The organism is Arthrobacter sp. 10T419, from assembly GCF_056394105.1.
Genome location: NZ_JBFTHF010000005.1, coordinates 240,242 through 260,931 on the forward strand (window position 1 = coordinate 240,242; position 20,690 = coordinate 260,931).

Below are 20,690 nucleotides of genomic sequence, written 5' to 3' on the forward strand. Positions count from 1 at the left end.
GCTGTCCGACAGTTTTGCGGCGGGGTATTTTTTGAAACAGGCGCATGGCCGCCGTGGTAGTGGAAGTCGGTTGCAATCTCTGTTGAGTACGAAATCTGAAGCGCGCGGATCTGCCGCAGCACGGGAAGAGAAGCCCGCCCTCTGGATCTGGATCCAGCTGTTCCTCGACTCCATGTCCTGGATCGTGGCGGTCGTCCTGGCGCTGCTGCTGCGCTACGAGATGGGTATCCGGGCGGAACAGTTCCTGGGCGCCTTCTTCATCGCTGCGCTCGCCGTCATCGCGCAGATCGTCGCCGGCTACGCGCTGGCCCTCTACCGGGGCCGGTACCCCTTCGGCAGTTTCCAGGAGGCGCGGGCACTGGTCTTCGTCACCGTGATTGTGGCCGCCTCGATCACCGTGACGCTGCTGGTGCTGTACGGGGCCATCAACATCGGCCGCAGCGTAGGCCTGATCGCCTTCCCCTTCGCCTGCCTCTTCATGGGCGCGGCACGCTACGCCAAGCGGCTCTACGTCGAGGGCAAGACCCGGCCCGGCGACGAGGCGCAGAACACCCTGATCTACGGCGCGGGGTTCCTGGGCAACTCGCTGCTGACCCGGATGCTGCAGGACCCGGATTCCCCGTACTTCCCGGTCGGCCTGATCGACGACGACCCGGCCAAGAAGCACCTGCGGCTCTCCGGAGTCCAGGTCCTTGGCAGGGGAGAGGACCTCCCGGCGATCATCCGCAGGACCCGCGCAAGGGTGCTGGTCCTGGCGTTCGCCAATGTCGAGGCCGCCGTCGTGCGCCGTATCTCGGACGCTGTGGCCGGCATGAATATCCGTGTTCTGGTGTTGCCTCCGCTGCGCGACATGCTCGGCGGCGGGGCGCCCGACGGGTTCTCGGACTTCCGCGACGTGGCGGTCGAAGACCTGATCGGCCGCCGGCCGGTGGACATCAAAGTCGACGAAATCGCCGGGTATATCAAGGGCAAGCGGGTGCTGGTGACCGGCGCGGGCGGCTCAATCGGTTCGGAACTCTGCCGCCAGATTGTCCAGTTCGCCCCCGCGGAACTCATCATGCTCGACCACGACGAGACCGGGCTGCAGCAGACACAGATCTCCATCACCGGCCGGGGGCTGCTGGCCGGCCGCGACACGGTGCTGGCCAACATCCGCGACGGCGAAGCCCTGCAGGACATCTTCGAAGACCGCCGGCCCGAGGTCGTGTTCCACGCCGCCGCCCTGAAGCACGCACCGCTGCTGCAGCAGTACCCCGTCGAGGCCTGGAAGACGAACGTCTGCGGCACCCTGAACGTGCTGCGCGCCGCCCGGCACGCCGGCGTCTCACACTTTGTGAACATCTCCACCGACAAGGCAGCCAACCCCACCACCGCCCTGGGCCACTCCAAGCGCGTCGCGGAGAAACTGACCGCCTGGATGGCCGGCCAGACCGGCAGCAAGTTCGTATCCGTCCGCTTCGGCAATGTGATGGGCAGCCGCGGCTCAATGCTCCCGCTCTTCACCGAGCAGATCCGCGTCGGGGGCCCGGTCACCGTCACCGATCCCGAGGTCACGCGGTTCTTCATGACGATTCCCGAAGCCTGCCAGCTGGTGATCCAGGCCGGTGCGATCGGCTCGGGCGGCGACGTCATGATCCTGGACATGGGCGAGCCCGTGAAGATCCTCGACGTCGCCCAGCGGATGATCGCCATGTCCGGCAAAAAGGTCGACATCATCTACACCGGCCTGAGGCCGGGAGAAAAGCTGCATGAAGAGCTCGTCGGCACCGGCGAACTGGACCAGCGTCCCCTGCACCCGAAGATTTCGCACACCAAGGCCACCGAGCAGGATCCGGCCAAACTGGACCTGAACGTCTGGCTGGCCCGCTGCGAGGCCGAGCAGGGCATTAACATCGCCGACATCCCGGACGACGAGGCCGATGAAGCGGGCTCGATCCGGGTCGCGTCATGATGCCGCTCGCCATCCTGGCCGGAATCACCCTGCTGGCCAGCCTGCTGCTTCCCTTCGCGGTGAAACCGTGGCTGGTCCGGATGGGCGTCGTCGACATTCCCTCCGCCCGCTCCTCCCACCATAAAGCGACCATCCGGGGGATGGGGATGGCTGCCGCGCTGGCCACCGCCGTCGGCTACCTCGCCGCGGTGCTCCTAAACCTCGTCACCGTGGACCGTTCGGTTTTCGCGGTGGTGCTGGGGATCATTGCGGCCAGTGCCGCCGTGGGCTGGATCGAGGATCTGCGCGGTCTGTCCATCGGGGCACGCGCCGCCGCCCAGCTGGGAATCGGTGCCGCCGGCTCCGCTGCGCTGATCGTCCTGACGTCGCAGTCGTTCTGGTGGCTGCCGCTGGCTGCGGTGGCAATCGCGGCCTACGTCAACATCGCGAACTTCATGGACGGGATCAACGGGATCTCCGGCCTGCACGGCGTCACCGCTGGCGGCGCCTACGCGCTGGCCGGCATGCTGGCCGGACAGCCCTGGCTAACCGCCGGGGGCACGGTGCTCGCGATGGCCTTCCTTGGCTTCCTGCCCTGGAACCTCGGCCGTGGTTCGGTGTTCCTGGGCGACGTCGGCAGCTATCTCCTCGGTGCCTCGATCGCGGCCCTCGCCGTGGCGGGCTTCCTGAGCGGCGTCTACGTCGAATACGTCCTCTCGCCGATCCTGGTCTATGCCGCGGACACCGGCTATACCCTGCTGCGCCGGATCAAGGCGGGGGAGCGCTGGTACGCGTCCCACCGCGAGCACGTTTACCAGCGGCTCACCGACGTCGGCGTCTCCCACCTGCAGGCGGCAGCCGTGGTCACGGTCTGCACCATCGCCGTCATCGTCCTCGGTTTCGTCGCCGCCACGGCCCCGCTGCCCGTCGTCGCCCTCTGTGTGGCCGGCAGCCTGCTGGTGCTCGGACTGTATCTGGTCTCGCCGGACCTGATCCGTCGGTTCCGGCACCGTCCCAAGGTCACCCGCATCCCGGTGGCCTAGCCCTGTTCTATCTCGTGTAGAATTCAGGGGCGGCTTGTCGCCGCGTTCCTGCCCTTACCCCCTGCGACGATTGGGATCCCATGAGCTCCAACGCCGAGTCCGGACGCACGTCCGGCAGCGGCTCCGTTGGCGGCTCCGGTCCCACCAGGTCGCTGTGGCTGAAGCTGCTGGCACTCAGTTCGGCGGCGGCGGGGGCGGCCCTGCTGCTGACCGCGGTTCTGGCCTTCGCCTTCAACGGCGGCTACGGTGCCTTGTCCAGCCTCTTCGGCGGCGCGCTGGTGATGGCGTTCTTCGCGATCAGCCTGGCGATCGGACATTTTGTCGGCCGCAACAACCCGTCCGGAGCCATCGGCATGTTCGTTGCCACCTACTTCGTGAAAGTGGTCGGCTTCGCCGTGGTGCTCTTTGTCCTCGGAGCGCCGGCCTGGCTGCACGAACGCTGGTTCCTGATCGGCGCCGTCGTCTGCGTGGTCGCCTGGCAGGCGGCGGAGATCATCGGGTTCGGCAAGGCACGGCTGCAAATCTACAACGACCCTGACCCGCAGGAAGGCGGCACCCATGCCCAGCCGCGATGATGCAGGCAACAACGAAGGTAAGAACCTTCCCAAAAACCCGGCCCGGACCCCCAAAACCACAGGTGGCGCCCCCGGTGTCTCGCAGGACGGCAACGACGGCGGATACAACGCCGGAATAGCCGTCTTTAGCTACATTGTTGGCGGAATCATCGTCTGGAGTTTGATAGGGTGGGGTCTGGATAATCTGTGGGGAACCCGCTGGATTGTGCTCGCAGGCGCCCTGCTTGGAGCTGCGGGAGGGTTCTATCTTTCTCATATGCACGGTCTCACCAGTCACCGGAATTCGGCTGGCGGAGACGGCGCTGCAGGTGGCCCGTCGAAGGACGCGGAACAGTAATGCCAAAAAATTTCACAGGGGGAATGGCTGACAGAAATGCGGCCGCTCCCCGCCCAACGCCCAATGATGGACACTGCAGAGAGGAAACGCGTTGATCGCGCTTGCGCTCCCGGCCCAAGATTCAGGAGAGTTCACTCCTCCTGGAATTGAACAATTGCACCTGCCGGCTATCCTGCCCTGGGGTCAAGCCGAAGGATTCTCCAAGCAGATGCTGCTGGTGATCCTCTCGGTCGTCATTATCGCCACATTCTTTGTGATTGCTGCGCGTAAGCAGCAGCTCGTTCCCGGCAAGCTGCAGTTCGCAGGCGAGGCAGCCTACGGCTTCGTCCGCAACGGCATCGCCAAGGACATCATCGGCGGCAAAGACTTCATGAAGTACGTCCCGCTGCTCTTCAGCCTCTTCTTCTTCATCCTCGTGAACAACATCTACGGCGCGATCCCCGTGATCCAGCTGCCGAGCTTCTCGCACGTCGGCGGCGCCTACGTGCTGGCAGCGATCGTGTACATCACCTGGATCGCCATCGGCGTCAAGAAGAACGGCCTGAAGTACTTCAAGCTGGCCACCGTGCCGAGCGGCGTACCCATCTACATCCTTCCGATCGTTATCCCGATCGAGATCATCTCCAACTTCCTGGTCCGGCCTGTCACGCACAGCCTCCGTCTGTTCGCCACCATGCTGGCCGGCCACCTGATCGTGATGATCGCCGGTTCCGGCATCGAGTTCCTCGTCATGCAGGAGAACGTCCTGCTGAAGGGCGCCTCCGTGCTTGTCCTGGCCGGCTCGATTGCGATGTACATGCTGGAGGCGCTGATCATGGCGCTGCAGGCGTACGTCTTCACGCTGCTGACCGCGATCTACATCGAAGGCGCACTGCACGCCGACAGCCACTAAGGCACCCACAAACTTCCCCTCGCGGGGATGAAGCAACCCAAACAACCTGCCACACGGGTGGCATCTTGAAAGGAAGAAAAATGGAAGGCTCCATCAACGGCTCCCTCAACCTCATCGGCTACGGCCTCTCCGCCATCGGCGGTGGTATCGGTGTGGGTCTCGTGTTCGCTGCTTACATCAACGGTGTGGCACGTCAGCCGGAAGCACAGCGCGTCCTGCAGCCGATCGCATTCCTCGGCCTTGCGCTGACTGAAGCCCTCGCCATCCTCGGCCTGGTCTTCGCATTCGTTCTCAAGTAAACCTTCAGAACCCAGCGAACATCCAGAACCGAGTAGATAAGGACGGGTGAAATATGAAGCAGCTGATCATCTCAGCCGCCACCGAGGGCGAAACCAACCCCCTCGTTCCCAATATCTGGGAAATGTTTGTCGTCCTCGTGGGCTTTGCTGTCCTCCTGTTCATCGTGACTAAGTACGTCGTCCCGATGTTCGAGAAGAATTTCGCAGAGCGCGCCGAGGCCATTGAAGGCGGCATCGCCAAGGCCGAAAAGGCGCAGGCAGAGGCTTCTGCAGCACTCGAAGAGTACAAGCAGCAGCTCACCGACGCCCGCACCGAGGCCAACCGCATCCGCGAGGAAGCCCGCGCCGAAGGCGCCCAGATCCTGGCGGATCTGAAGGAGAAGGCAGCTGCTGAGTCTGCCCGCATCACCGCCCAGGCACACGCGCAGATCGAGTCCGAGCGCCAGGCGGCCGTTGTGTCGCTCCGCGCCGAGGTCGGCACGCTGGCTACCACGCTGGCAGGCCGCATCGTCGGCGAGGCGCTCAGCGATGACGCGCGTTCGGCCCGTGTGGTTGACCGTTTCCTGGCAGATCTGGAGAACCAGAACGCAGGTGCAGCTAAGTAATGGCAGGTGTATCGAGCGAATCGCTGACCGCGGCACTCGTCGCGTTGGAAGCCAAGCTTCCCAACGCGTCGCTGCAGTTGGCTACGGAACTCTTCGGAATCCTGGGAACGGTGGACAGCTCGGCTGGCTTGCGCCGTGCCCTGACTGACCCGTCCCGCAGCGGTGACGAAAAGTCGGCGCTGGTCAAGCAGCTCTTCAGCGGCAAAGTCTCCGCTGATGCTGTGGAGATCGCAAGCGGGCTGGCCAGCTCACGCTGGGCGTCGGCTCGTGACATCGGCGATGCACTCGAGACTCTTGCCGCTTCGGTGGTAATTGCCGTTGCTGAAAACAAGTCGGCCGTCTCTGCCTCGGGCATTGGCGGACTGGAAGCGCTGGAGAACGATCTGTTCTCCTTCAACCAGGCCGTCGATTCCAGCCACGAGGTGCAGCGTGCTCTGTCCGAGCCGCAGGCGAGCCAGGCTGCCAAGGTTGCCCTCGCCGAAAAGCTCGTGCCCCGCGCCAGCGTGGAAGCGAAAGTCCTCATCGGACAGGCAGTTTCGCAGCCCCGCGGCCTCAAGGTCACCAAGCTCGTCAGCCGTTTTGCCGAGCTTGCGGCCAAGCGCCAGCAGCGCTGGATTGCTACCGTCAGCGTCACCCGTCCGCTGACGGAGACCCAGACCAGCCGTCTGCAGGCAGGGCTCAACGCCCTGTACGGCCGTGAGCTCAAGATCAACATGAACGTTGACCCGGCACTGATTGGTGGCCTGCGGATCCAGATCGGCGACGAAGTGGTTGACGCTTCGGTTCTCGCCCGTCTGGGCCAGCTCCAGCGTCAGATTGCTTAGTTAGCCGGACAAGCACAACTTACCGACAAGAAACCCCGGTCATCGTGAGCAACGATGATCACGAAAACAGGAGAGCAGGGACTGCAGATGGCCGAATTGACCATCAACGCCGACGACGTCCGTATTGCGTTGAACGAGTTCGCGGCGTCCTACGAACCCGGAAACGCAGAGCGCGTAGAGGTTGGCCGTGTAACGACCGCAGGTGACGGCATCGCCCGTGTTGAGGGCCTTCCCTCGGTCATGGCGAACGAGCTGCTTCGCTTCGAAGACGGCACGCTGGGCCTGGCCCAGAACCTCGACGTCCGCGAGATCGGTGTCATCGTCCTCGGTGACTTCACCGGCATCGAAGAGGGCCAGGAAGTCCACCGCACCGGACAGGTTTTGTCCGTTCCGGTTGGCGACGCCTTCCTCGGCCGCGTGGTTGACCCCCTGGGCCAGCCCATCGACGACCTTGGCGAGATCAAGGCCGAAACCACCCGTGCCCTGGAACTCCAGGCGCCCGGCGTGACCCAGCGCAAGTCGGTCCACGAGCCGATGCAGACCGGTCTGAAGGCTATCGACGCCATGATCCCGATCGGCCGCGGCCAGCGTCAGCTGATCATTGGCGACCGCCAGACCGGCAAGTCGGCCATCGCCATCGATACGATCATCAACCAGAAGGCCAACTGGGCTTCCGGCGATGTCACCAAGCAGGTGCGCTGCATCTACGTGGCCATCGGCCAGAAGGCGTCCACGATCGCGGCTGTCCGCCAGACGCTCGAGGACAACGGCGCACTGGAGTACACGACCATCGTGGCTTCCCCCGCGTCCGACCCCGCCGGATTCAAGTACCTGGCACCGTACGCCGGCTCGGCCATCGGCCAGCACTGGATGTACGGTGGCAAGCACGTCCTCATCGTGTTCGACGACCTCTCCAAGCAGGCTGAGGCCTACCGTGCGGTGTCGCTGCTGCTGCGCCGCCCGCCGGGACGCGAAGCCTACCCGGGCGACGTCTTCTACTTGCACTCCCGTCTGCTTGAGCGTTGTGCCAAGCTTTCCGACGAGCTGGGCGCAGGTTCGATGACCGGGCTGCCGCTGATCGAGACGAAGGCGAACGACGTGTCCGCCTACATCCCGACCAACGTCATCTCCATCACCGACGGCCAGATCTTCCTGCAGTCGGACCTCTTCAACGCCAACCAGCGTCCCGCCGTCGACGTGGGTGTCTCCGTGTCCCGCGTGGGTGGCGCCGCACAGGTGAAGTCCATGAAGAAGGTCTCCGGTACCTTGAAGCTGGAACTCGCCCAGTACCGCGACATGCAGGCATTTGCGATGTTCGCGTCGGACCTCGACGCGGCTTCCCGCCAGCAGCTGACCCGCGGCGCCCGCCTGATGGAACTGCTCAAGCAGGGCCAGTACTCGCCGTTCCCGGTCGAGGACCAGGTTGTCTCCATCTGGGCCGGCACCAACGGCTACCTCGACGACGTTCCGGTTGAAGACATCAACCGCTTCGAGACCGAGTTCCTGGAGCACCTCAAGCACAAGTCCTCCATCCTGACGACGCTGGCCCAGACCAACGTCATGGACGATGACACGGCAGAGGCGCTGAAGACCGCGATCGTGGACTTCAAGAAGGGCTTCTTCGGCGAGGGCGACAGCCTCCTGGTCGGTGCAGGGCACGAGGAGTACGCCCCGATCGACGAGGACAAGGTCGACCAGGAAAAAATCGTCAAGCAGAAGCGCTAGTTTCGCTGGCAGGGACTGCCGGAACCCCAGCGGGTTCCGGCAGTCCCGGCCACCGGGATCTTAGGAAAGGATAAGTATGGGAGCCCAGATCCGGGTCTACCGCCAGAAGATCAGCTCGACGACGTCGATGCGCAAGATCTTCAAGGCGATGGAACTGATCGCTACCTCGCGCATCGGCAAGGCCCGCGCACGCGTAGCGGCTTCACTGCCTTACGCAAACGCGATCACGCGTGCCGTTTCTGCTGTCGCAAGCCAGAGCGAAATCGACCACCCGCTGGTTACCGAGCCGGAGCAGATCCGCCGCGCCGCCGTCCTGGTCATCACCTCCGACCGCGGCCTTGCAGGGTCCTACTCGGCAACCGTGCTCAAGCAGGCCGAAGGCCTCACCGAGTTGCTCCACGAGGAAGGCAAGGAAGTCAAGACGTACGTCATGGGCCGCAAGGCACAGGCATACTTCGACTTCCGTAACCGCCCCTACGAGCGGGTGTGGACCGGCAACACGGACGCACCGCAGTTCGAGACGGCGCGGGAAGTCGGCGAAGCATTGCTGGCAGACTTCGCAACGGCCTACGAAGAGGGCGGCGTCGACGAGATCCACGTCGTTTACACCCGCTTCAAGTCCATGGTGACGCAGGAGCCGACGGTTATCCGCCTGCTCCCGCTCGAGGTCGTCGAAGAGCAGGCCGCATCCGAGTCGGAGCTCCTGCCGCTTTACGAATTCGAGCCGGAAGCTGAGCAGGTTCTCGATGCCCTGCTGCCGCGCTACATCGAGTCTCGTATCTTCGCCGCAATGTTGCAGGCAGCAGCTTCCGAGCTCGCAGCCCGCCAGCGGGCGATGAAATCCGCCGGCGACAACGCCACGGACCTCATCAAGAAGTACACGCGTCTGCGCAACACTGCCCGCCAGGCTGAGATTACGCAGGAGCTTTCCGAAATCGTGGCAGGCGCCGACGCGTTGAACGCGTCCTAGCCCGCCCGGTCCGGACCCAGCTTTACCTGCACCAAAGAACAAACTTAACCGCCCACGCCATCTACTGAGTGAAGTGAGAGAGATGACTGCCACTGCTACCGAACACGTAGCCGCAACGTCCGGTGCCACCGGCCGTATTGCACGTGTTATTGGCCCGGTTGTCGACGTCGAATTCCCGGCTGACGCAATCCCCTCGATTTACAACGCACTCACCACGGAGATTACTCTCAACGGTGAGACCAAGACCATCACCTTCGAAGTTGCGCTGCACCTCGGCGACAACCTCATCCGCGCCATCTCCCTGCAGGCAACCGACGGCCTGGTCCGCGGCACCAACGTGGTTGACACCGGTGCCCCGATCTCCGTCCCCGTCGGCGACGGCGTCAAGGGCCACATCTTCAACGTGCTGGGCCAGCCCCTGGACGTGACCGAGTCCGAGCTGCAGATCAGCGAACGCTGGCCGATCCACCGCAAGGCACCCGCCTTCGCGACCCTCGAGGGCTCCACCGAGATGCTGGAAACCGGCATCAAGGTGATCGACCTTCTCACCCCGTACATCAAGGGTGGCAAGATTGGCCTGTTCGGCGGTGCCGGCGTCGGCAAGACCGTGCTGATCCAGGAAATGATCACCCGTGTTGCCCGCAACTTCGGTGGCACCTCGGTGTTCGCCGGTGTTGGCGAGCGTACCCGTGAAGGCAACGACCTCTGGGTCGAAATGGAAGAGGCCGGCGTCCTCAAGGACACCGCGCTTGTCTTCGGCCAGATGGATGAGCCGCCGGGAACGCGTCTGCGCGTGGCCCTGTCCGCGCTGACCATGGCGGAGTACTTCCGCGATGTGCAGAACCAGGACGTGCTGCTCTTCATCGACAACATCTTCCGCTTCACCCAGGCAGGTTCCGAGGTTTCCACCCTCCTCGGCCGCATGCCTTCGGCCGTGGGCTACCAGCCCAACCTGGCTGACGAAATGGGCCTGCTCCAGGAGCGCATCACGTCCACCAAGGGCCACTCCATCACCTCGATGCAGGCCATCTACGTTCCCGCAGATGACTACACCGACCCGGCCCCGGCCACGACCTTCGCACACCTCGACGCGACCACGGAACTTTCCCGTGAAATCGCTTCCCGTGGTCTGTACCCGGCCGTTGACCCGCTGACGTCGACCTCGCGCATCCTGGATCCGCAGTACATCGGACACGACCACTACAACACGGCCGTCCGGGTCAAGCAGATCCTGCAGAAGAACAAGGAACTCCAGGACATCATCGCCATCCTCGGCGTCGATGAGCTCTCCGAAGAGGACAAGATCGTCGTGTCGCGTGCACGCCGTATCCAGCAGTTCCTCTCGCAGAACACCTACACGGCGAAGCAGTTCACCGGCGTGGAAGGCTCCACCGTGTCCATCAAGGACACCGTTGAAGGCTTCACGGCGATCTGCGACGGCGACCTCGACCACATCGCAGAGCAGGCGTTCTTCAACGTCGGCGGCCTGGACGACGTCGAGCGCCAGTGGGCCAAGATCCAGGAACAGACCAAGTAATATGGCTGAGCTTGAGGTTGAGATTGTCGCAGCGGACCACTTCGTGTGGTCCGGAGCGGCCAAGATGGTCAAGGCCCGCACCAGCGATGGTGAAATCGGAATCCTGCCCGGCCACTCGCCCCTGCTGGCGATTCTGGCCGAAGGTGAACTGGCGATTGAGCCGGTGTCCGGTGACCGCATTGCTGTAGTTGTCGACGGCGGGTTCTTCTCCGTCGACAACAACAGGGTCGTCATTGTTGCTGACAACGCCCAAATGGGCGACGCGGCTACTGCGGGGATCCGCTAGCCCGACCTTGATGAACGTTACTGGTTTTCCGTTCATCGTCCTGGCAACCGTGTTTGCGTTGCTGGTCTTTGCACTGTGCCTTTCCGGGGTGCGCCGCTTCAATCTGCGGCGCGCCCTGGGCACGGTGGACGCCTCTATCTGCATTGCTGGAAACAGCTGGCAGATGGGGGTTTGTCGTTATCAGGACAACGACCTGGAATGGTTCCGGCTTGCCTCGCTGAGCGTGCGGCCGAAACATACCTTCCGCCGCAGCTCCCTTGAGCTGCTGGGGCGCCGCGAGCCCACCGAAGTCGAACTCGTCAAGGTGCAGCCGGAAACCGTGATCGTCGAACTGCGCTACGAGGGCCGCGACGTGCTGCTCGCGATGAGATTCGATGCCTACACCGGCCTCTCCTCGTGGCTTGAGGCCGGTCCGGTCATCGGCGTCGGCACCTGGCGCTAGTCCCGGTGGGTTTCGCCGAGGGCATCCGGATCGACGACGGCCCGGTCCTATGGGCCGCGTGCGCCGCCGGGGTTGTTGGGATGCTGTACCTGATCCGGCCGCACAGCGGCTGGAAGCGCGCGCCCGGTCGCCAGGCTTGGGCCGTGCCGCCTGCTGCCCTCCTACTTTCCCTCGCGCTGGTGCTCGGCGTTCACTGGCTCCTCGTTTACCCCTTCGCTCTCTTTCCGGACGTGCTCCCGCCCGAGGTCCTCGCCTGGTCCGTCCCGGCCGTCACCGCGCTGCTGCTGGCGCTCCACCGTGGCTGGACCGTGTGGCGGTCCCGTCCACGTCCGGCCCGCCGCCGCAGGGTGGCCGTGACGGCAGCCGCGGCCGCCTTTGCCGGTGTGCTCGCGCTTTCGGCGATCCAGATCAACGCTTACTTCGGGCTGAACCACACCGTGAGCGACCTCACCGGGACCGCCGTCGCACGGATCCCGGCTCTGGAAGCCGGACTCCAGCGCCAGGCCGGGGAGCCCGCCACCGTCGGCCTGGCCGGGTGGACACCGCGGGCAACCCTTCCCGCGGGCGGCCTTGTCCGCAAGGCCTCTATCCCGGGCACCGTGTCCGGCTTCCGCAGCCGGGATGCCTACGTTTATCTGCCGCCCGCCTACCAGGCCTCACCGCGCCCGGCACTTCCTGTGCTGGTGCTCTTCTCCGGCCAGCCCGGAAGCCCTGCCGACTGGGTCACCGGCGGCGCCCTGCGGAGCCGGATGGACCGCTTCGCGTCAGCCCACCACGGAGTGGCCCCCGTGGTCATCGTGGTCGATCCCAACGGCACCCCCAACGGCAACGTCCTCTGCATGGACAGCCAAATCGCGCAGGCGGACACCTTCCTTGCCGAGGATGTGCCCGGATGGATCCGCGCGACGTTCGATGTGGACCCGGATCCGCGGAAGTGGGCGGCCGGAGGGTTCTCCTTCGGCGCCACCTGCGCCGTCCAAATGGCGACCCGGCACCCTGACGTTTACAGCGCGGCACTGGCGTTTTCGAGCGAGCAGGAGCCCGCCCTCGCCAAGGAGCGGCATAAGACCATCGAGGCGTCGTTCGGCGGCGACACCGCGGCCTTCGAACGGCAGACGCCGCTGCACCTCATGCAGCAGCGCCGCTTTGACGGCAACGCCCTCTACTTCGGAGCCGGCGAGCGGGATCCCGAGTTCATCGAGTACATGGGCGTGCTGGCTAGTGCCGCCCGCTCGGCCGGGTTCTCCGTCGACGAGCAGGTGATTCCACGCACGGGCCATTCCTGGACGGTCGCTGCCAAGGGACTGTCCGCCGGCCTCGACTTCCTGGCCCCGCGATGGGGGATCAAGAAGTGAGGAACGCCATTCGCCGGATCGGGCGTTACCTGCAGGGGATTCCCTTCTCGCTGGCCTTTCTGGCGGCGTTCCTGGGAGTCGGCGCAGCTACCGGCAGTTTCCTGACCGGCCCGCCGGAAGCACTGCTTGAGGTGGCCTCGGTCAGTGCCCCCGGGTTGCAGGGCGGACTGTGGTGGACCATGTTCAGCTCGCTGTTCTTCGCGACCAACCCCCTGGCCTACCTCGCGGCATCGCTGATGGTTCTGGGGCTGCTGGGCCTCGCCGAACGGCAGCTCGGAACCCTGCGCACAGCCGTCTTCTTCTTTGCCGGGCAGTTCGCCGCGGTGACGCTGTTCCTGCTCGTCACCCAGCTCGCTCTCTTTGCGGGCGACGGCTGGCTCGGCCCGATGGCCGGGGACCGGCTGATCGGCCCGTACGCGGCTATCCTTGCCGTCGCCCTCGCGGCCGGCGCCCTCCTGCCGGCGCTGTGGCAGCGGCGGCTGCGGACCGCCGTCGTCTCCGGGTCGCTGTTGCTCGTGCTGTATGTGGGGCACGCGGAAACGGTGGTGGGCCTGTCCGGCGCCCTGTCCGGACTCATGGCCGGCTGGTGGATCCAGGGAGACAAGGGGACGCTCCACCGCCACCGCTCCACCGGCCGGGAGACCCGCAACCTCCTGGCGCTGACGGTGGCGATCTTCGCCGTGGGCCCCATCATCACGGCCGCGGTGCGAAGTCCCACCGGGCCGCTGGCACTGCTGCGGGACGTGGTGCTGAATCCGCTGCCCACGCTGAACCAGCTGGAGCAGAACTGCGGAGGCGGCGTCGACATCACCTGCCTCAGCGCCGGGCGGGAGGGGTACGCCGGACCCCTCGGCCTGGCCCTGGCCGTGGTGCCGGTGGTGCTGCTGCTGATTTGCGCCGACGGCATGCGGCACGGGCGCCGGCTCGCACTGCGGATCGCGATCCTGGTGCAGCTGGGTGTTACCGCCCTGGCAGCCGTTTACCTGGCCCTGTTTGCCCGGATTCCGCACTATCCCGGCCGGCCGCACACGGCCATAATGGGTTCCGGCTTTGTCCACGTCCTGCCACTCGTGGCAGTGCCGCTGGGCCTGGTGCTGCTGCTGTTCGCCAACCGGCGCCTGTTCCGGGTGGAAACCACGCGGCGGGCCCGCCGCATCCTCGCGCTGACGGTGGCGGGGACCTTCCTGGTGCTCGCCGGGGGCTATGGCGCCGCATGGTTTGCCTCGGGCGGGTTGGAGCGCGACGGCGGCTGGCTGGGACTCGCCGCGGAGCTCGCCCGGCAGTACCTGCCGCTGCCCATTCCCGGCATCTACAACCGCGTGTTCCAGAACCGCAACGCGGCCGAGGCTTTCCTGTTCGCCTCCTCCGGCATCATCTTCTGGGTCGTGGCGCTGGCCGGGGTCTGGCTGGTGCTGCTGCGCCGCCACCACGGCACGGATGCGGGGGCCGAGGACCGGGAAAGGGCCCGCGGCCTCATCCGGCAAGGCGGCGACTCACTGTCCTGGATGGCGCTCTGGGCACCCAACACGTACTGGTTTGCACCCGAGGGCCGCGGGGGAGTGGCCTACCAGCAGCACGGCAACGTCGCGCTGACGGTGGCGGGACCTTTCGGCCCGGCATCGCACCGCGAGGAAACTGCCGCGCTGTTCCTGTCCTACTGCACCGAGCACGCGCTGATCCCGTGCTTCTATTCCTGCACGGACGAGCTGTGGCCCCTGCTTCAGGGCCGCGGCGTCCGCAGGGTTGCGGTGGCGCTGGAGACCCGACTGGCGGTCCGCGAACTGGAGTTCAAAGGCAAGGAATGGCAAAACGTCCGGACGGCGCTGAACCGGGCGGCCAAGACCGGCGTCCGTGCGGTCTGGGGCCGTTATCGGGAATTCCCCCCTTCGCTGCGTGCCCAGTTGAGCGAGGTCTCAGAAGAGTGGGCGGCCGGCAAGTCGGTCCCGGAGATGGGATTCACGCTGGGCAGCCTCGACGAGCTCGAAGACGAAGAAGTGCTGTGCTGCGTTGCCGTGGACGCCGAGGACCGCGTGCACGGGGTCACCAGCTGGCTGCCGGTTTACGACGGCGGACGGGTGGTGAGCTGGACGCTGGACGTCATGCGCCGCCGCGGTGACGCCTTCCCCGGCGTGATGGAGTTCCTGATCGCCTCTGCCGTGCTGGAGCTGCGGGACTCGGTGGAAGTGATCTCGCTCTCCGGCTCCCCGCTCGCCAGGGAGGGGGCGCGGGGAGACGGCGACGGAGGGCCGCGCGACAGCGAGGGGCTCGCCGGAATTCTGGACGTGGTGGGCCGTGCGCTGGAACCGGCTTACGGATTCCGTTCCCTGGCCACGTTCAAATCGCGGTTCAAACCGGATTACCGCACGCTCTACCTGTACTACCAGGATCCGTTGCAGCTGCCGGCGATGGGGCGCGCTTTGAGCCGCGCTTACCTTCCCGACCTTTCAGTCCGCCAGAGTGCGCGTCTGCTCCGCACGCTGGTGCGCTAATTCGGAGCCGGTGCCATTATCCGCCTGCCGTTTAGGGGAATCCCCGCAAACAATGCTGCCGCCGGAGGGGTCAAACGCAAAGAAATGATCCCCGGCAATAATGCCGGGGATCATTCGTGCAGCGGTACTGCCGGAAGCAGTATTGCCGGAGAGATTAGACCAGCGTGACGCCGGTAGCCTGGGGGCCCTTGGCGCCCTGGCCGATCTCGAACTGAACGCGCTGGTTCTCGTCGAGGGTCTTGAATCCGCCGGTCTGGATCTCGGAGTAGTGAACGAAGACATCGCCATCGGAGTCATCCGGGGTGATGAAGCCGAAGCCCTTTTCAGCGTTAAACCACTTGACGGTTCCCTGTGCCATTTAATTCTCCTCATTGTGGATCTTGAAGAAGTCCGGCGCACTTTGCACCGGGCTTGGTCACTCTGCGAGAAGAACCTTGGCTTCCGCCCGGATTGACCGGGCCTTGGCGGCAGGAGCTTCACGCTCGCAACATGTCTTGCGAGCATGAAAAACACCTACACAAAGACTGGTACAAGAATTTCATGCCGCCTGCGTCAGGTCAACGGGCCCGGCGCATAATTCCAGAAATTTTATGTAAAGAGTTCATGAACGAGATCCCGGCCGCAGAAAGCGTTCGGAACCGCCGCTGCGCCGAAAGACACATTAGGAAAGCGGTGCCAGCCATTCCCCGCAGCGCATTACGCGGTAAAGGCCGAGTCCGGAATTGACGACGACGGCGTCGGCCCGAAGCCCGCCGCGCAGGGAGCCCAGTTCGGCGCCGAGCCCGAGGACCGCGGCGGGGACCGCCGTGGCCGAGCGGACGGCGTCGGGCAGCGGCACACCGGCGGCGACGGTGCGGCGGACGACGTCGAGCAACGTGGCGGTGCCGCCGGCGAGGGCGCCGCCGGCGTCGAGGCGGGCGACGCCGGCCGAGACGGTGACGGCGGAGCGGCCCAGGCTGTACGCGCCGTCGGGCAGGCCGGCGGCGGCCATCGAATCGGTCACCAGCGCGATGTTCGCGGCGCCGGCCAGTTGGAACACCGTGGCGACCATGGCCGGGTCCAGGTGCGTGCCGTCGGCGATCAGTTCAAGCACGGCCTCGCCGGATGCGGCGCTGCGCAGGCACGCGGCGACAGGGCCCGGTGCCCGGTGATGCAGGGGCGGCATGCCGTTGAACAGGTGGGTCACCGTGGGCCGCGTGCCGCGCACGGACGACGAGGTGCGCAGTGCCGCCGCCGCCGAGCGGAGCGCCGCCGCGGCGGTGGCGTCGTCGCAGTCGGTATGGCCCAGCGAGGGGACCACCCCGTGCCCGGCCAGCATCGGGACGAGTCCGTCCGCTCCGGAAAGCTCGGGGGCGAAGCTCATCGTGGCGAGGGTGCCGCGTGCGGCGGCTACCAGCTCGGCGACGAGTCCCGGATCGGGATCGCGCAGGAAGTCCGGGTCCTGCGCACCGCACCGTGCCGCGGCGAGGAAGGGGCCCTCCAGATGGATTCCGGCCAGCAGGCCCTCCTCGCTCAGTCCGGCGAGCAGGGCGATTCCGTGCAGCAGCGACTCCCGGGAGGCGGTCACGAAGCTGGCGAGCAGGGTGGTGGTCCCGGAACGGTGCAGGAAGTCGATGGCACGCCGCGCCGGGGCCTCCGCGCCGCCGGGGAAGTCGCCGCCGTACGCGCCGTGGCAGTGCAGGTCCACCAGTCCCGGAAGGATGAGGGCGCCGGGCGGCAGCTCCGGGGCCGGCGCGTCACCGAACCCGGCGGTCCCTGGGCTGAATCCGGCGGCGGGGCCGGCGTACGCGATCCGTCCGCCCGCCACGGCCAGGACGGCGTCGTGCTGCACGGCACCATCGCTGACCAGCGTGCCGTAGAGCAGGTGGCGGCCGGCCGGGGTGAGGTTCATGCTCAGAGTCTAGGGCGGGTCAGCCGGGAGGGCCCTAGAAGAGCCGGGACTCGCTGTCGTCGACGCCGCGCATGGCGTCGTAGTCCAGGGTGACGCAGTCGATGCCGCGGTCGTTCGCCAGCACCTTGGCCTGCGGTTTGATCTGCTGGGCGGCAAAGATGCCGCGCACCGGCGCCAGCAGCGGATCGCGGTTCAGCAGCTCAAGGTAGCGGGTGAGCTGCTCGACGCCGTCGATGTCGCCGCGGCGCTTGAGTTCGATCGCCACCGTGGCGCCGTTGGCATCGCGGGCCAGGATATCCACCGGGCCGATCGCGGTGAAGTATTCGCGGCGGATCAGTGAGAAGCCGGCGCCGAGGGTCTCGATCTGCTCCGCGAGCAGCCGTTGCAGGTCCGCCTCGACCCCGTCCTTGATCAGTCCGGGGTCCTGGCCCAGCTCATGGGAGGTGTCATGCAGCTGTTCGTGGATGTTGATGATGAGCCGGTCGTCGGTCTTCGCGGACTGCACGGTCCACTGCTCGATGACGCCGACTTCGACGTCGACCTCGTCCGGCGTGGAGACGCGCAGGCTGGCCGGAGGACTCATCCAGTTCAGCGGCTTGTAGGATCCGCCGTCCGAGTGGACCAGGACCGAACCGTCGGCTTTGACCAACAGGAGCCGGGTGGCGAGCGGAAGATGGGCTTTGAGCCGGCCGACATAATCAACGGAGCAACGGGCTATGACTAAACGCACCCGGTCAACACTACCGCCTGATGCGGTGCTCCCGGGAGCCGCGGCGGCCGCCTGGTGGCGGGGGAGCGGCCGGGCTGGGGCAGAATGGAGTCATGCCCCGTTCCAACCGACCCCGCCGAGCCGCGTCGGGCCACACCCCCGCAGGGAAGGGCGCAGGGAAGGGCGGAGGGAAGGGCGCCGGCAAGCACGCCGCCGGACCCGCGCCGGAACTGGACCTGGAGCGCGCCCGGACCGGGATCGCAAGGCGGGAGAGCGCCCCCGACGGCGAATGGATAGTCCGCTCGATCTCCGCCAGTCGGGCCGGAAAGACCTACATCTGCCCCGGATGCTTCACCGCCGTGCCGCCGGGCACCGCGCACCTCGTCGTCTGGTCCGAGGACCACATCTTTGGCGCGGCCGCCGGCCTGGCCGAGCGCCGGCACTGGCACTCGAACTGCTGGACCTCGCGCAGCTACCGGTACCGCTGAGCAGCTTCGCAGGGGGCCAACTGAAACGGCCAACCGTGCCCGGTTTCGCTAAGCTGGAGGGCATGACTTTCGACCCGGCGTCCTATGTGTTCAGCCAGCCCACCGCGCCCACCGCAATCCGTGCATCGACCGTGCTGCCGGCGCACCGCGAAAACGTGGAACTTCGCACCGCGGACGGACACCGGCTGGTTGGCGAACTGGCGCTTCCCGAGTCGGGGGAGATCAAGGCAACCCTGATTACGCTGCACCCGCTGCCGACCCACGGCGGCTTCATGGACTCGCACGTCTACCGGAAGGCGTCCTACCGCCTTCCGGCCCTCGCCGGCATCGCGGTGCTGCGGTTCAACACCCGCGGGACCTCTTCACCGCGCGGAACCAGCCAGGGTTCCTTTGAGGAAGGCATCGGCGAACGGCTCGACGTGGAGGCGGCGGTGCGCTTCGCCGTCGAGCGCGGGCTGCCCAACCGCTGGCTGGTCGGCTGGTCCTTTGGCACCGAACTCGCACTGATGTACGGCGCCACCGAACCTGTGGCCTCCGAAATCGAGGGCGCCATCCTGCTCTCGCCCCCGCTGCACCGCGCCACGGACGTCCATCTCAAGGAGTGGGCCGCCTCCGGCAAGCCACTGAAGGTCCTGGTTCCGGAGCACGACGACTACCTGCAGCCGGTGGCCGCCGCCGAGCGTTTCAGCCTGGTGCCGCACGCCGACGTCGTGGGCGTCGACGGCGCGAAGCACCTGTGGGTGGGGGAGAAGTACGCCGGCCGGGTGCTCAACGAGATCGTGGCCGAGGTGCTCCCGGGCGGCAGCAGTGCCCTGCCCGAGGAGTGGGCAGGGCCGGTGGCCACCGCCCACGCCTGAGCCGGTAAACGCTAGTGCTTGTCCTGGCGGACGATGAAGATTTCCTTAACCAGCAGCATGATCGCCGCGGCCGTGGGGATGGCGATCAGGGCGCCAAGCACTCCTAGGACGCTGCCGCCGGCGATCACCGAGATCACGGCGACCGCGCCGGGGACTGCGACTGCCTTCTGCATGATGCGCGGCGAGATGAAGTACGCCTCGAACTGCAGGTAGGCGAAGTAGCAGATCGCGAAGACGACGGCCGTCTGCCAGCCCGCGGTGAGGGCGATCAGGGTGACCAGGACGCCGGCGATCATGCCGCCGACCAGGGGGATGAAGGCGAGCAGGGCCACAACGAACGCGAGCAGCAGGGCGAACGGCACCCCCACAATCGACATCACAATGAAGGCGAAGGTGGCGTTCAGCAGCGCCACGCAGACCTGGCCGATCACGTAGTTGCCGACCGATCCGGTGATCTCCTCGGACAGCGCCTCGACGCGCGCGCGGCGGGACCGCGGGGCGAGCCGGTAGCCCCACTTCTTCATGGCCGGCATGGCCGAGAGGAAGTAGAGGCTGAGGACCAGGACGATCAGGGCGCCGAACAGGCCGTTCGCCACGGTGGAGCCGAACCCGACGACGCCGCCGAAGATGCCGCTCATGGCCTCCGGGTTGTTGACGAACTTCTCGAGTTCCTGGCTGATCCGGTCGCGCACGCCGAACTGGCTGTCCACCGTGCGGAAGAAGTCGGAGTCGATGAAGTCCTGGATCCAGTGCGGCGCTTCCTGGACGACCTGCGTCACCTGCTGGACGATGGTGGGGATCAACGTGGCGAAGAAACCGGTGACGGCCAGCGCCAGCACGGCGACGGAGACCAGGATTCCGGCCGGCCGCGGCACCTTTTTGCTTTCCAGCCAGCGCACCACGGGATCCAGGCCGAGCGCAATGAACAGTGCGGTGACGATCCAGAGCAGCAGCTGGGTGGTGTTGGAGCCGATCCAGTAAACCAGCAGGGCCGCGCCCACGCCGACCGTCCCCATGAAGCCGACGTACAGCGGGTGCTGGGACGACATCCGCGGACCGGGAGCGCCGAACTTTGCGGTGCTCTCGCTGTCCGGGGCGGGTGCGGCTTCCTCGTCGTGTTCGGGCGGCATCTCGAAACGCAGGCGCGGCTGGGCGCCGGGCAGCGGCTGCCGCAGGCGGCGCGCCATCGAAATCAGGAAGCCCGCCGCGGCCGCGCGCGGCGTCGAGGGCTGCGGGGCCGGCTCGTGCGGGCCGTGTGGCTGGCTGGCGGATTCCTGGCTTGCGGGGTGTCCTGCGGGGGACACATCCGTGGGTTCAGTCACTGCGTTGAAGGCCCTTTTTCTCGGAAAATTCCCTGCAAAACCGCGGTTGCGGGCCGGGTGTGATGATCACCGCAAACACTATCAGCAGCCTTGCGAACTGGCGGGCCAGCAGCG

At 66.1% G+C, this 20,690-nt stretch carries 21 protein-coding genes; 17 read left to right on the forward strand and 4 right to left on the reverse strand.

Annotation, left to right across the window (positions count from 1 at the left end):
• The first annotated feature begins 82 nt into the window (after positions 1 to 82).
• From AC1DBD_RS11175 to AC1DBD_RS11245, 15 genes are all read left to right on the forward strand, one after another.
• On the forward strand, positions 83 to 1,951 hold the full coding sequence (locus tag AC1DBD_RS11175; protein ID WP_441417352.1) for a polysaccharide biosynthesis protein: 1,869 nt from the start codon (positions 83 to 85) through the stop codon (positions 1,949 to 1,951).
• Positions 1,948 to 2,973, forward strand: coding sequence for an MraY family glycosyltransferase (locus AC1DBD_RS11180; protein WP_476982105.1), 1,026 nt, complete (start codon positions 1,948 to 1,950; stop codon positions 2,971 to 2,973). Before AC1DBD_RS11175 ends, AC1DBD_RS11180 begins: the two co-directional genes overlap by 4 nt.
• Positions 2,974 to 3,053: 80 nt before the next feature.
• Entirely contained in the window at positions 3,054 to 3,548 is a 495-nt protein-coding gene (locus AC1DBD_RS11185; protein WP_441417354.1) for a Cg1360 family ATP-synthase-associated protein, read from the forward strand.
• Entirely contained in the window at positions 3,532 to 3,885 is a 354-nt protein-coding gene (locus tag AC1DBD_RS11190; protein WP_476908585.1) for a hypothetical protein, read from the forward strand. Before AC1DBD_RS11185 ends, AC1DBD_RS11190 begins: the two co-directional genes overlap by 17 nt.
• Before the next feature lie 91 nt (positions 3,886 to 3,976).
• Complete coding sequence (gene atpB / locus AC1DBD_RS11195; RefSeq protein WP_175322872.1) at positions 3,977 to 4,777, forward strand: F0F1 ATP synthase subunit A; 801 nt, start codon at positions 3,977 to 3,979, stop codon at positions 4,775 to 4,777.
• Between the two features lie 80 nt (positions 4,778 to 4,857).
• A complete protein-coding gene (gene atpE, locus AC1DBD_RS11200; protein ID WP_003804776.1) occupies positions 4,858 to 5,076 on the forward strand; it encodes an ATP synthase F0 subunit C in 219 nt (72 codons plus the stop codon).
• A 53-nt stretch (positions 5,077 to 5,129) separates the two neighbouring features.
• Complete coding sequence (locus AC1DBD_RS11205) at positions 5,130 to 5,681, forward strand: F0F1 ATP synthase subunit B (RefSeq protein WP_175322873.1); 552 nt, start codon at positions 5,130 to 5,132, stop codon at positions 5,679 to 5,681.
• Positions 5,681 to 6,505 carry a F0F1 ATP synthase subunit delta gene (locus tag AC1DBD_RS11210; protein WP_441417356.1) on the forward strand — a complete coding sequence of 275 codons (825 nt, stop codon included), beginning with the start codon at positions 5,681 to 5,683 and terminating at the stop codon, positions 6,503 to 6,505. The genes AC1DBD_RS11205 and AC1DBD_RS11210 overlap by 1 nt, the downstream gene beginning before the upstream one ends.
• Before the next feature lie 87 nt (positions 6,506 to 6,592).
• Positions 6,593 to 8,230: a F0F1 ATP synthase subunit alpha gene (gene atpA / locus AC1DBD_RS11215; RefSeq protein ID WP_441417357.1), complete on the forward strand. Its 1,638-nt coding sequence runs from the start codon at positions 6,593 to 6,595 to the stop codon at positions 8,228 to 8,230.
• A gap of 76 nt (positions 8,231 to 8,306) precedes the next feature.
• On the forward strand, positions 8,307 to 9,200 hold the full coding sequence (locus tag AC1DBD_RS11220) for a F0F1 ATP synthase subunit gamma (protein ID WP_441417358.1): 894 nt from the start codon (positions 8,307 to 8,309) through the stop codon (positions 9,198 to 9,200).
• 82 nt (positions 9,201 to 9,282) lie between these two features.
• Positions 9,283 to 10,737: a F0F1 ATP synthase subunit beta gene (gene atpD, locus AC1DBD_RS11225; RefSeq protein ID WP_138768903.1), complete on the forward strand. Its 1,455-nt coding sequence runs from the start codon at positions 9,283 to 9,285 to the stop codon at positions 10,735 to 10,737.
• A gap of 1 nt (position 10,738) precedes the next feature.
• Positions 10,739 to 11,023, forward strand: coding sequence for a F0F1 ATP synthase subunit epsilon (locus AC1DBD_RS11230; protein WP_104172348.1), 285 nt, complete (start codon positions 10,739 to 10,741; stop codon positions 11,021 to 11,023).
• Positions 11,024 to 11,033: 10 nt separating this feature from the next.
• The gene (locus tag AC1DBD_RS11235; RefSeq protein WP_441417359.1) at positions 11,034 to 11,465 is read left to right on the forward strand and encodes a DUF2550 domain-containing protein; all 432 of its coding nucleotides are present in this window, start codon (positions 11,034 to 11,036) and stop codon (positions 11,463 to 11,465) included.
• 5 nt (positions 11,466 to 11,470) lie between these two features.
• Complete coding sequence (locus AC1DBD_RS11240; RefSeq protein ID WP_476982106.1) at positions 11,471 to 12,820, forward strand: alpha/beta hydrolase; 1,350 nt, start codon at positions 11,471 to 11,473, stop codon at positions 12,818 to 12,820.
• Positions 12,802 to 15,309, forward strand: coding sequence for a bifunctional lysylphosphatidylglycerol flippase/synthetase MprF (locus AC1DBD_RS11245; protein WP_476982107.1), 2,508 nt, complete (start codon positions 12,802 to 12,804; stop codon positions 15,307 to 15,309). The genes AC1DBD_RS11240 and AC1DBD_RS11245 overlap by 19 nt, the downstream gene beginning before the upstream one ends.
• Before the next feature lie 154 nt (positions 15,310 to 15,463).
• Here the strand turns inward: AC1DBD_RS11245 and AC1DBD_RS11250 are convergent, their stop codons facing one another.
• The 3 genes from AC1DBD_RS11250 to nucS form a co-directional block, all read right to left on the reverse strand.
• The gene (locus AC1DBD_RS11250; protein WP_011692441.1) at positions 15,464 to 15,667 is read right to left on the reverse strand and encodes a cold-shock protein; all 204 of its coding nucleotides are present in this window, start codon (positions 15,665 to 15,667) and stop codon (positions 15,464 to 15,466) included.
• A 303-nt stretch (positions 15,668 to 15,970) separates the two neighbouring features.
• Positions 15,971 to 17,200: an N-acetylglucosamine-6-phosphate deacetylase gene (locus tag AC1DBD_RS11255; protein WP_476982108.1), complete on the reverse strand. Its 1,230-nt coding sequence runs from the start codon at positions 17,198 to 17,200 to the stop codon at positions 15,971 to 15,973.
• A 34-nt stretch (positions 17,201 to 17,234) separates the two neighbouring features.
• Positions 17,235 to 17,930: an endonuclease NucS gene (gene nucS / locus AC1DBD_RS11260; RefSeq protein ID WP_175322880.1), complete on the reverse strand. Its 696-nt coding sequence runs from the start codon at positions 17,928 to 17,930 to the stop codon at positions 17,235 to 17,237.
• A gap of 92 nt (positions 17,931 to 18,022) precedes the next feature.
• Between nucS and AC1DBD_RS11265 the strand changes: the two genes are divergently transcribed.
• Both AC1DBD_RS11265 and AC1DBD_RS11270 read left to right on the forward strand, forming a co-directional pair.
• A complete protein-coding gene (locus AC1DBD_RS11265) occupies positions 18,023 to 18,397 on the forward strand; it encodes an ATP/GTP-binding protein (protein ID WP_476982109.1) in 375 nt (124 codons plus the stop codon).
• 62 nt (positions 18,398 to 18,459) lie between these two features.
• Positions 18,460 to 19,254: an alpha/beta hydrolase gene (locus AC1DBD_RS11270; RefSeq protein ID WP_476982110.1), complete on the forward strand. Its 795-nt coding sequence runs from the start codon at positions 18,460 to 18,462 to the stop codon at positions 19,252 to 19,254.
• 11 nt (positions 19,255 to 19,265) lie between these two features.
• Here the strand turns inward: AC1DBD_RS11270 and AC1DBD_RS11275 are convergent, their stop codons facing one another.
• Positions 19,266 to 20,441 carry an AI-2E family transporter gene (locus tag AC1DBD_RS11275; protein WP_441417859.1) on the reverse strand — a complete coding sequence of 392 codons (1,176 nt, stop codon included), beginning with the start codon at positions 20,439 to 20,441 and terminating at the stop codon, positions 19,266 to 19,268.
• Positions 20,442 to 20,690 lie beyond the last annotated feature (249 nt).

Excerpts from the sequence above, each read along its gene's own strand:
- AC1DBD_RS11180 (WP_476982105.1), top strand. The coding sequence starts at position 1,948 with ATGATGCCGCTCGCCATCCTGGCCGGAATCACCCTGCTGGCCAGCCTG.
- AC1DBD_RS11185 (WP_441417354.1), top strand. The coding sequence starts at position 3,054 with ATGAGCTCCAACGCCGAGTCCGGACGCACGTCCGGCAGCGGCTCCGTT.
- AC1DBD_RS11190 (WP_476908585.1), top strand. The coding sequence starts at position 3,532 with ATGCCCAGCCGCGATGATGCAGGCAACAACGAAGGTAAGAACCTTCCC.
- atpE (WP_003804776.1), top strand. The coding sequence starts at position 4,858 with ATGGAAGGCTCCATCAACGGCTCCCTCAACCTCATCGGCTACGGCCTC.
- AC1DBD_RS11205 (WP_175322873.1), top strand. The coding sequence starts at position 5,130 with ATGAAGCAGCTGATCATCTCAGCCGCCACCGAGGGCGAAACCAACCCC.
- AC1DBD_RS11210 (WP_441417356.1), top strand. The coding sequence starts at position 5,681 with ATGGCAGGTGTATCGAGCGAATCGCTGACCGCGGCACTCGTCGCGTTG.
- atpA (WP_441417357.1), top strand. The coding sequence starts at position 6,593 with ATGGCCGAATTGACCATCAACGCCGACGACGTCCGTATTGCGTTGAAC.
- AC1DBD_RS11220 (WP_441417358.1), top strand. The coding sequence starts at position 8,307 with ATGGGAGCCCAGATCCGGGTCTACCGCCAGAAGATCAGCTCGACGACG.
- atpD (WP_138768903.1), top strand. The coding sequence starts at position 9,283 with ATGACTGCCACTGCTACCGAACACGTAGCCGCAACGTCCGGTGCCACC.
- AC1DBD_RS11230 (WP_104172348.1), top strand. The coding sequence starts at position 10,739 with ATGGCTGAGCTTGAGGTTGAGATTGTCGCAGCGGACCACTTCGTGTGG.
- AC1DBD_RS11235 (WP_441417359.1), top strand. The coding sequence starts at position 11,034 with ATGAACGTTACTGGTTTTCCGTTCATCGTCCTGGCAACCGTGTTTGCG.
- AC1DBD_RS11245 (WP_476982107.1), top strand. The coding sequence starts at position 12,802 with ATGGGGGATCAAGAAGTGAGGAACGCCATTCGCCGGATCGGGCGTTAC.
- AC1DBD_RS11250 (WP_011692441.1), bottom strand. The coding sequence starts at position 15,667 with ATGGCACAGGGAACCGTCAAGTGGTTTAACGCTGAAAAGGGCTTCGGC.
- AC1DBD_RS11255 (WP_476982108.1), bottom strand. The coding sequence starts at position 17,200 with ATGAACCTCACCCCGGCCGGCCGCCACCTGCTCTACGGCACGCTGGTC.
- AC1DBD_RS11265 (WP_476982109.1), top strand. The coding sequence starts at position 18,023 with ATGCCCCGTTCCAACCGACCCCGCCGAGCCGCGTCGGGCCACACCCCC.
- AC1DBD_RS11270 (WP_476982110.1), top strand. The coding sequence starts at position 18,460 with ATGACTTTCGACCCGGCGTCCTATGTGTTCAGCCAGCCCACCGCGCCC.
- AC1DBD_RS11275 (WP_441417859.1), bottom strand. The coding sequence starts at position 20,441 with ATGGCGCGCCGCCTGCGGCAGCCGCTGCCCGGCGCCCAGCCGCGCCTG.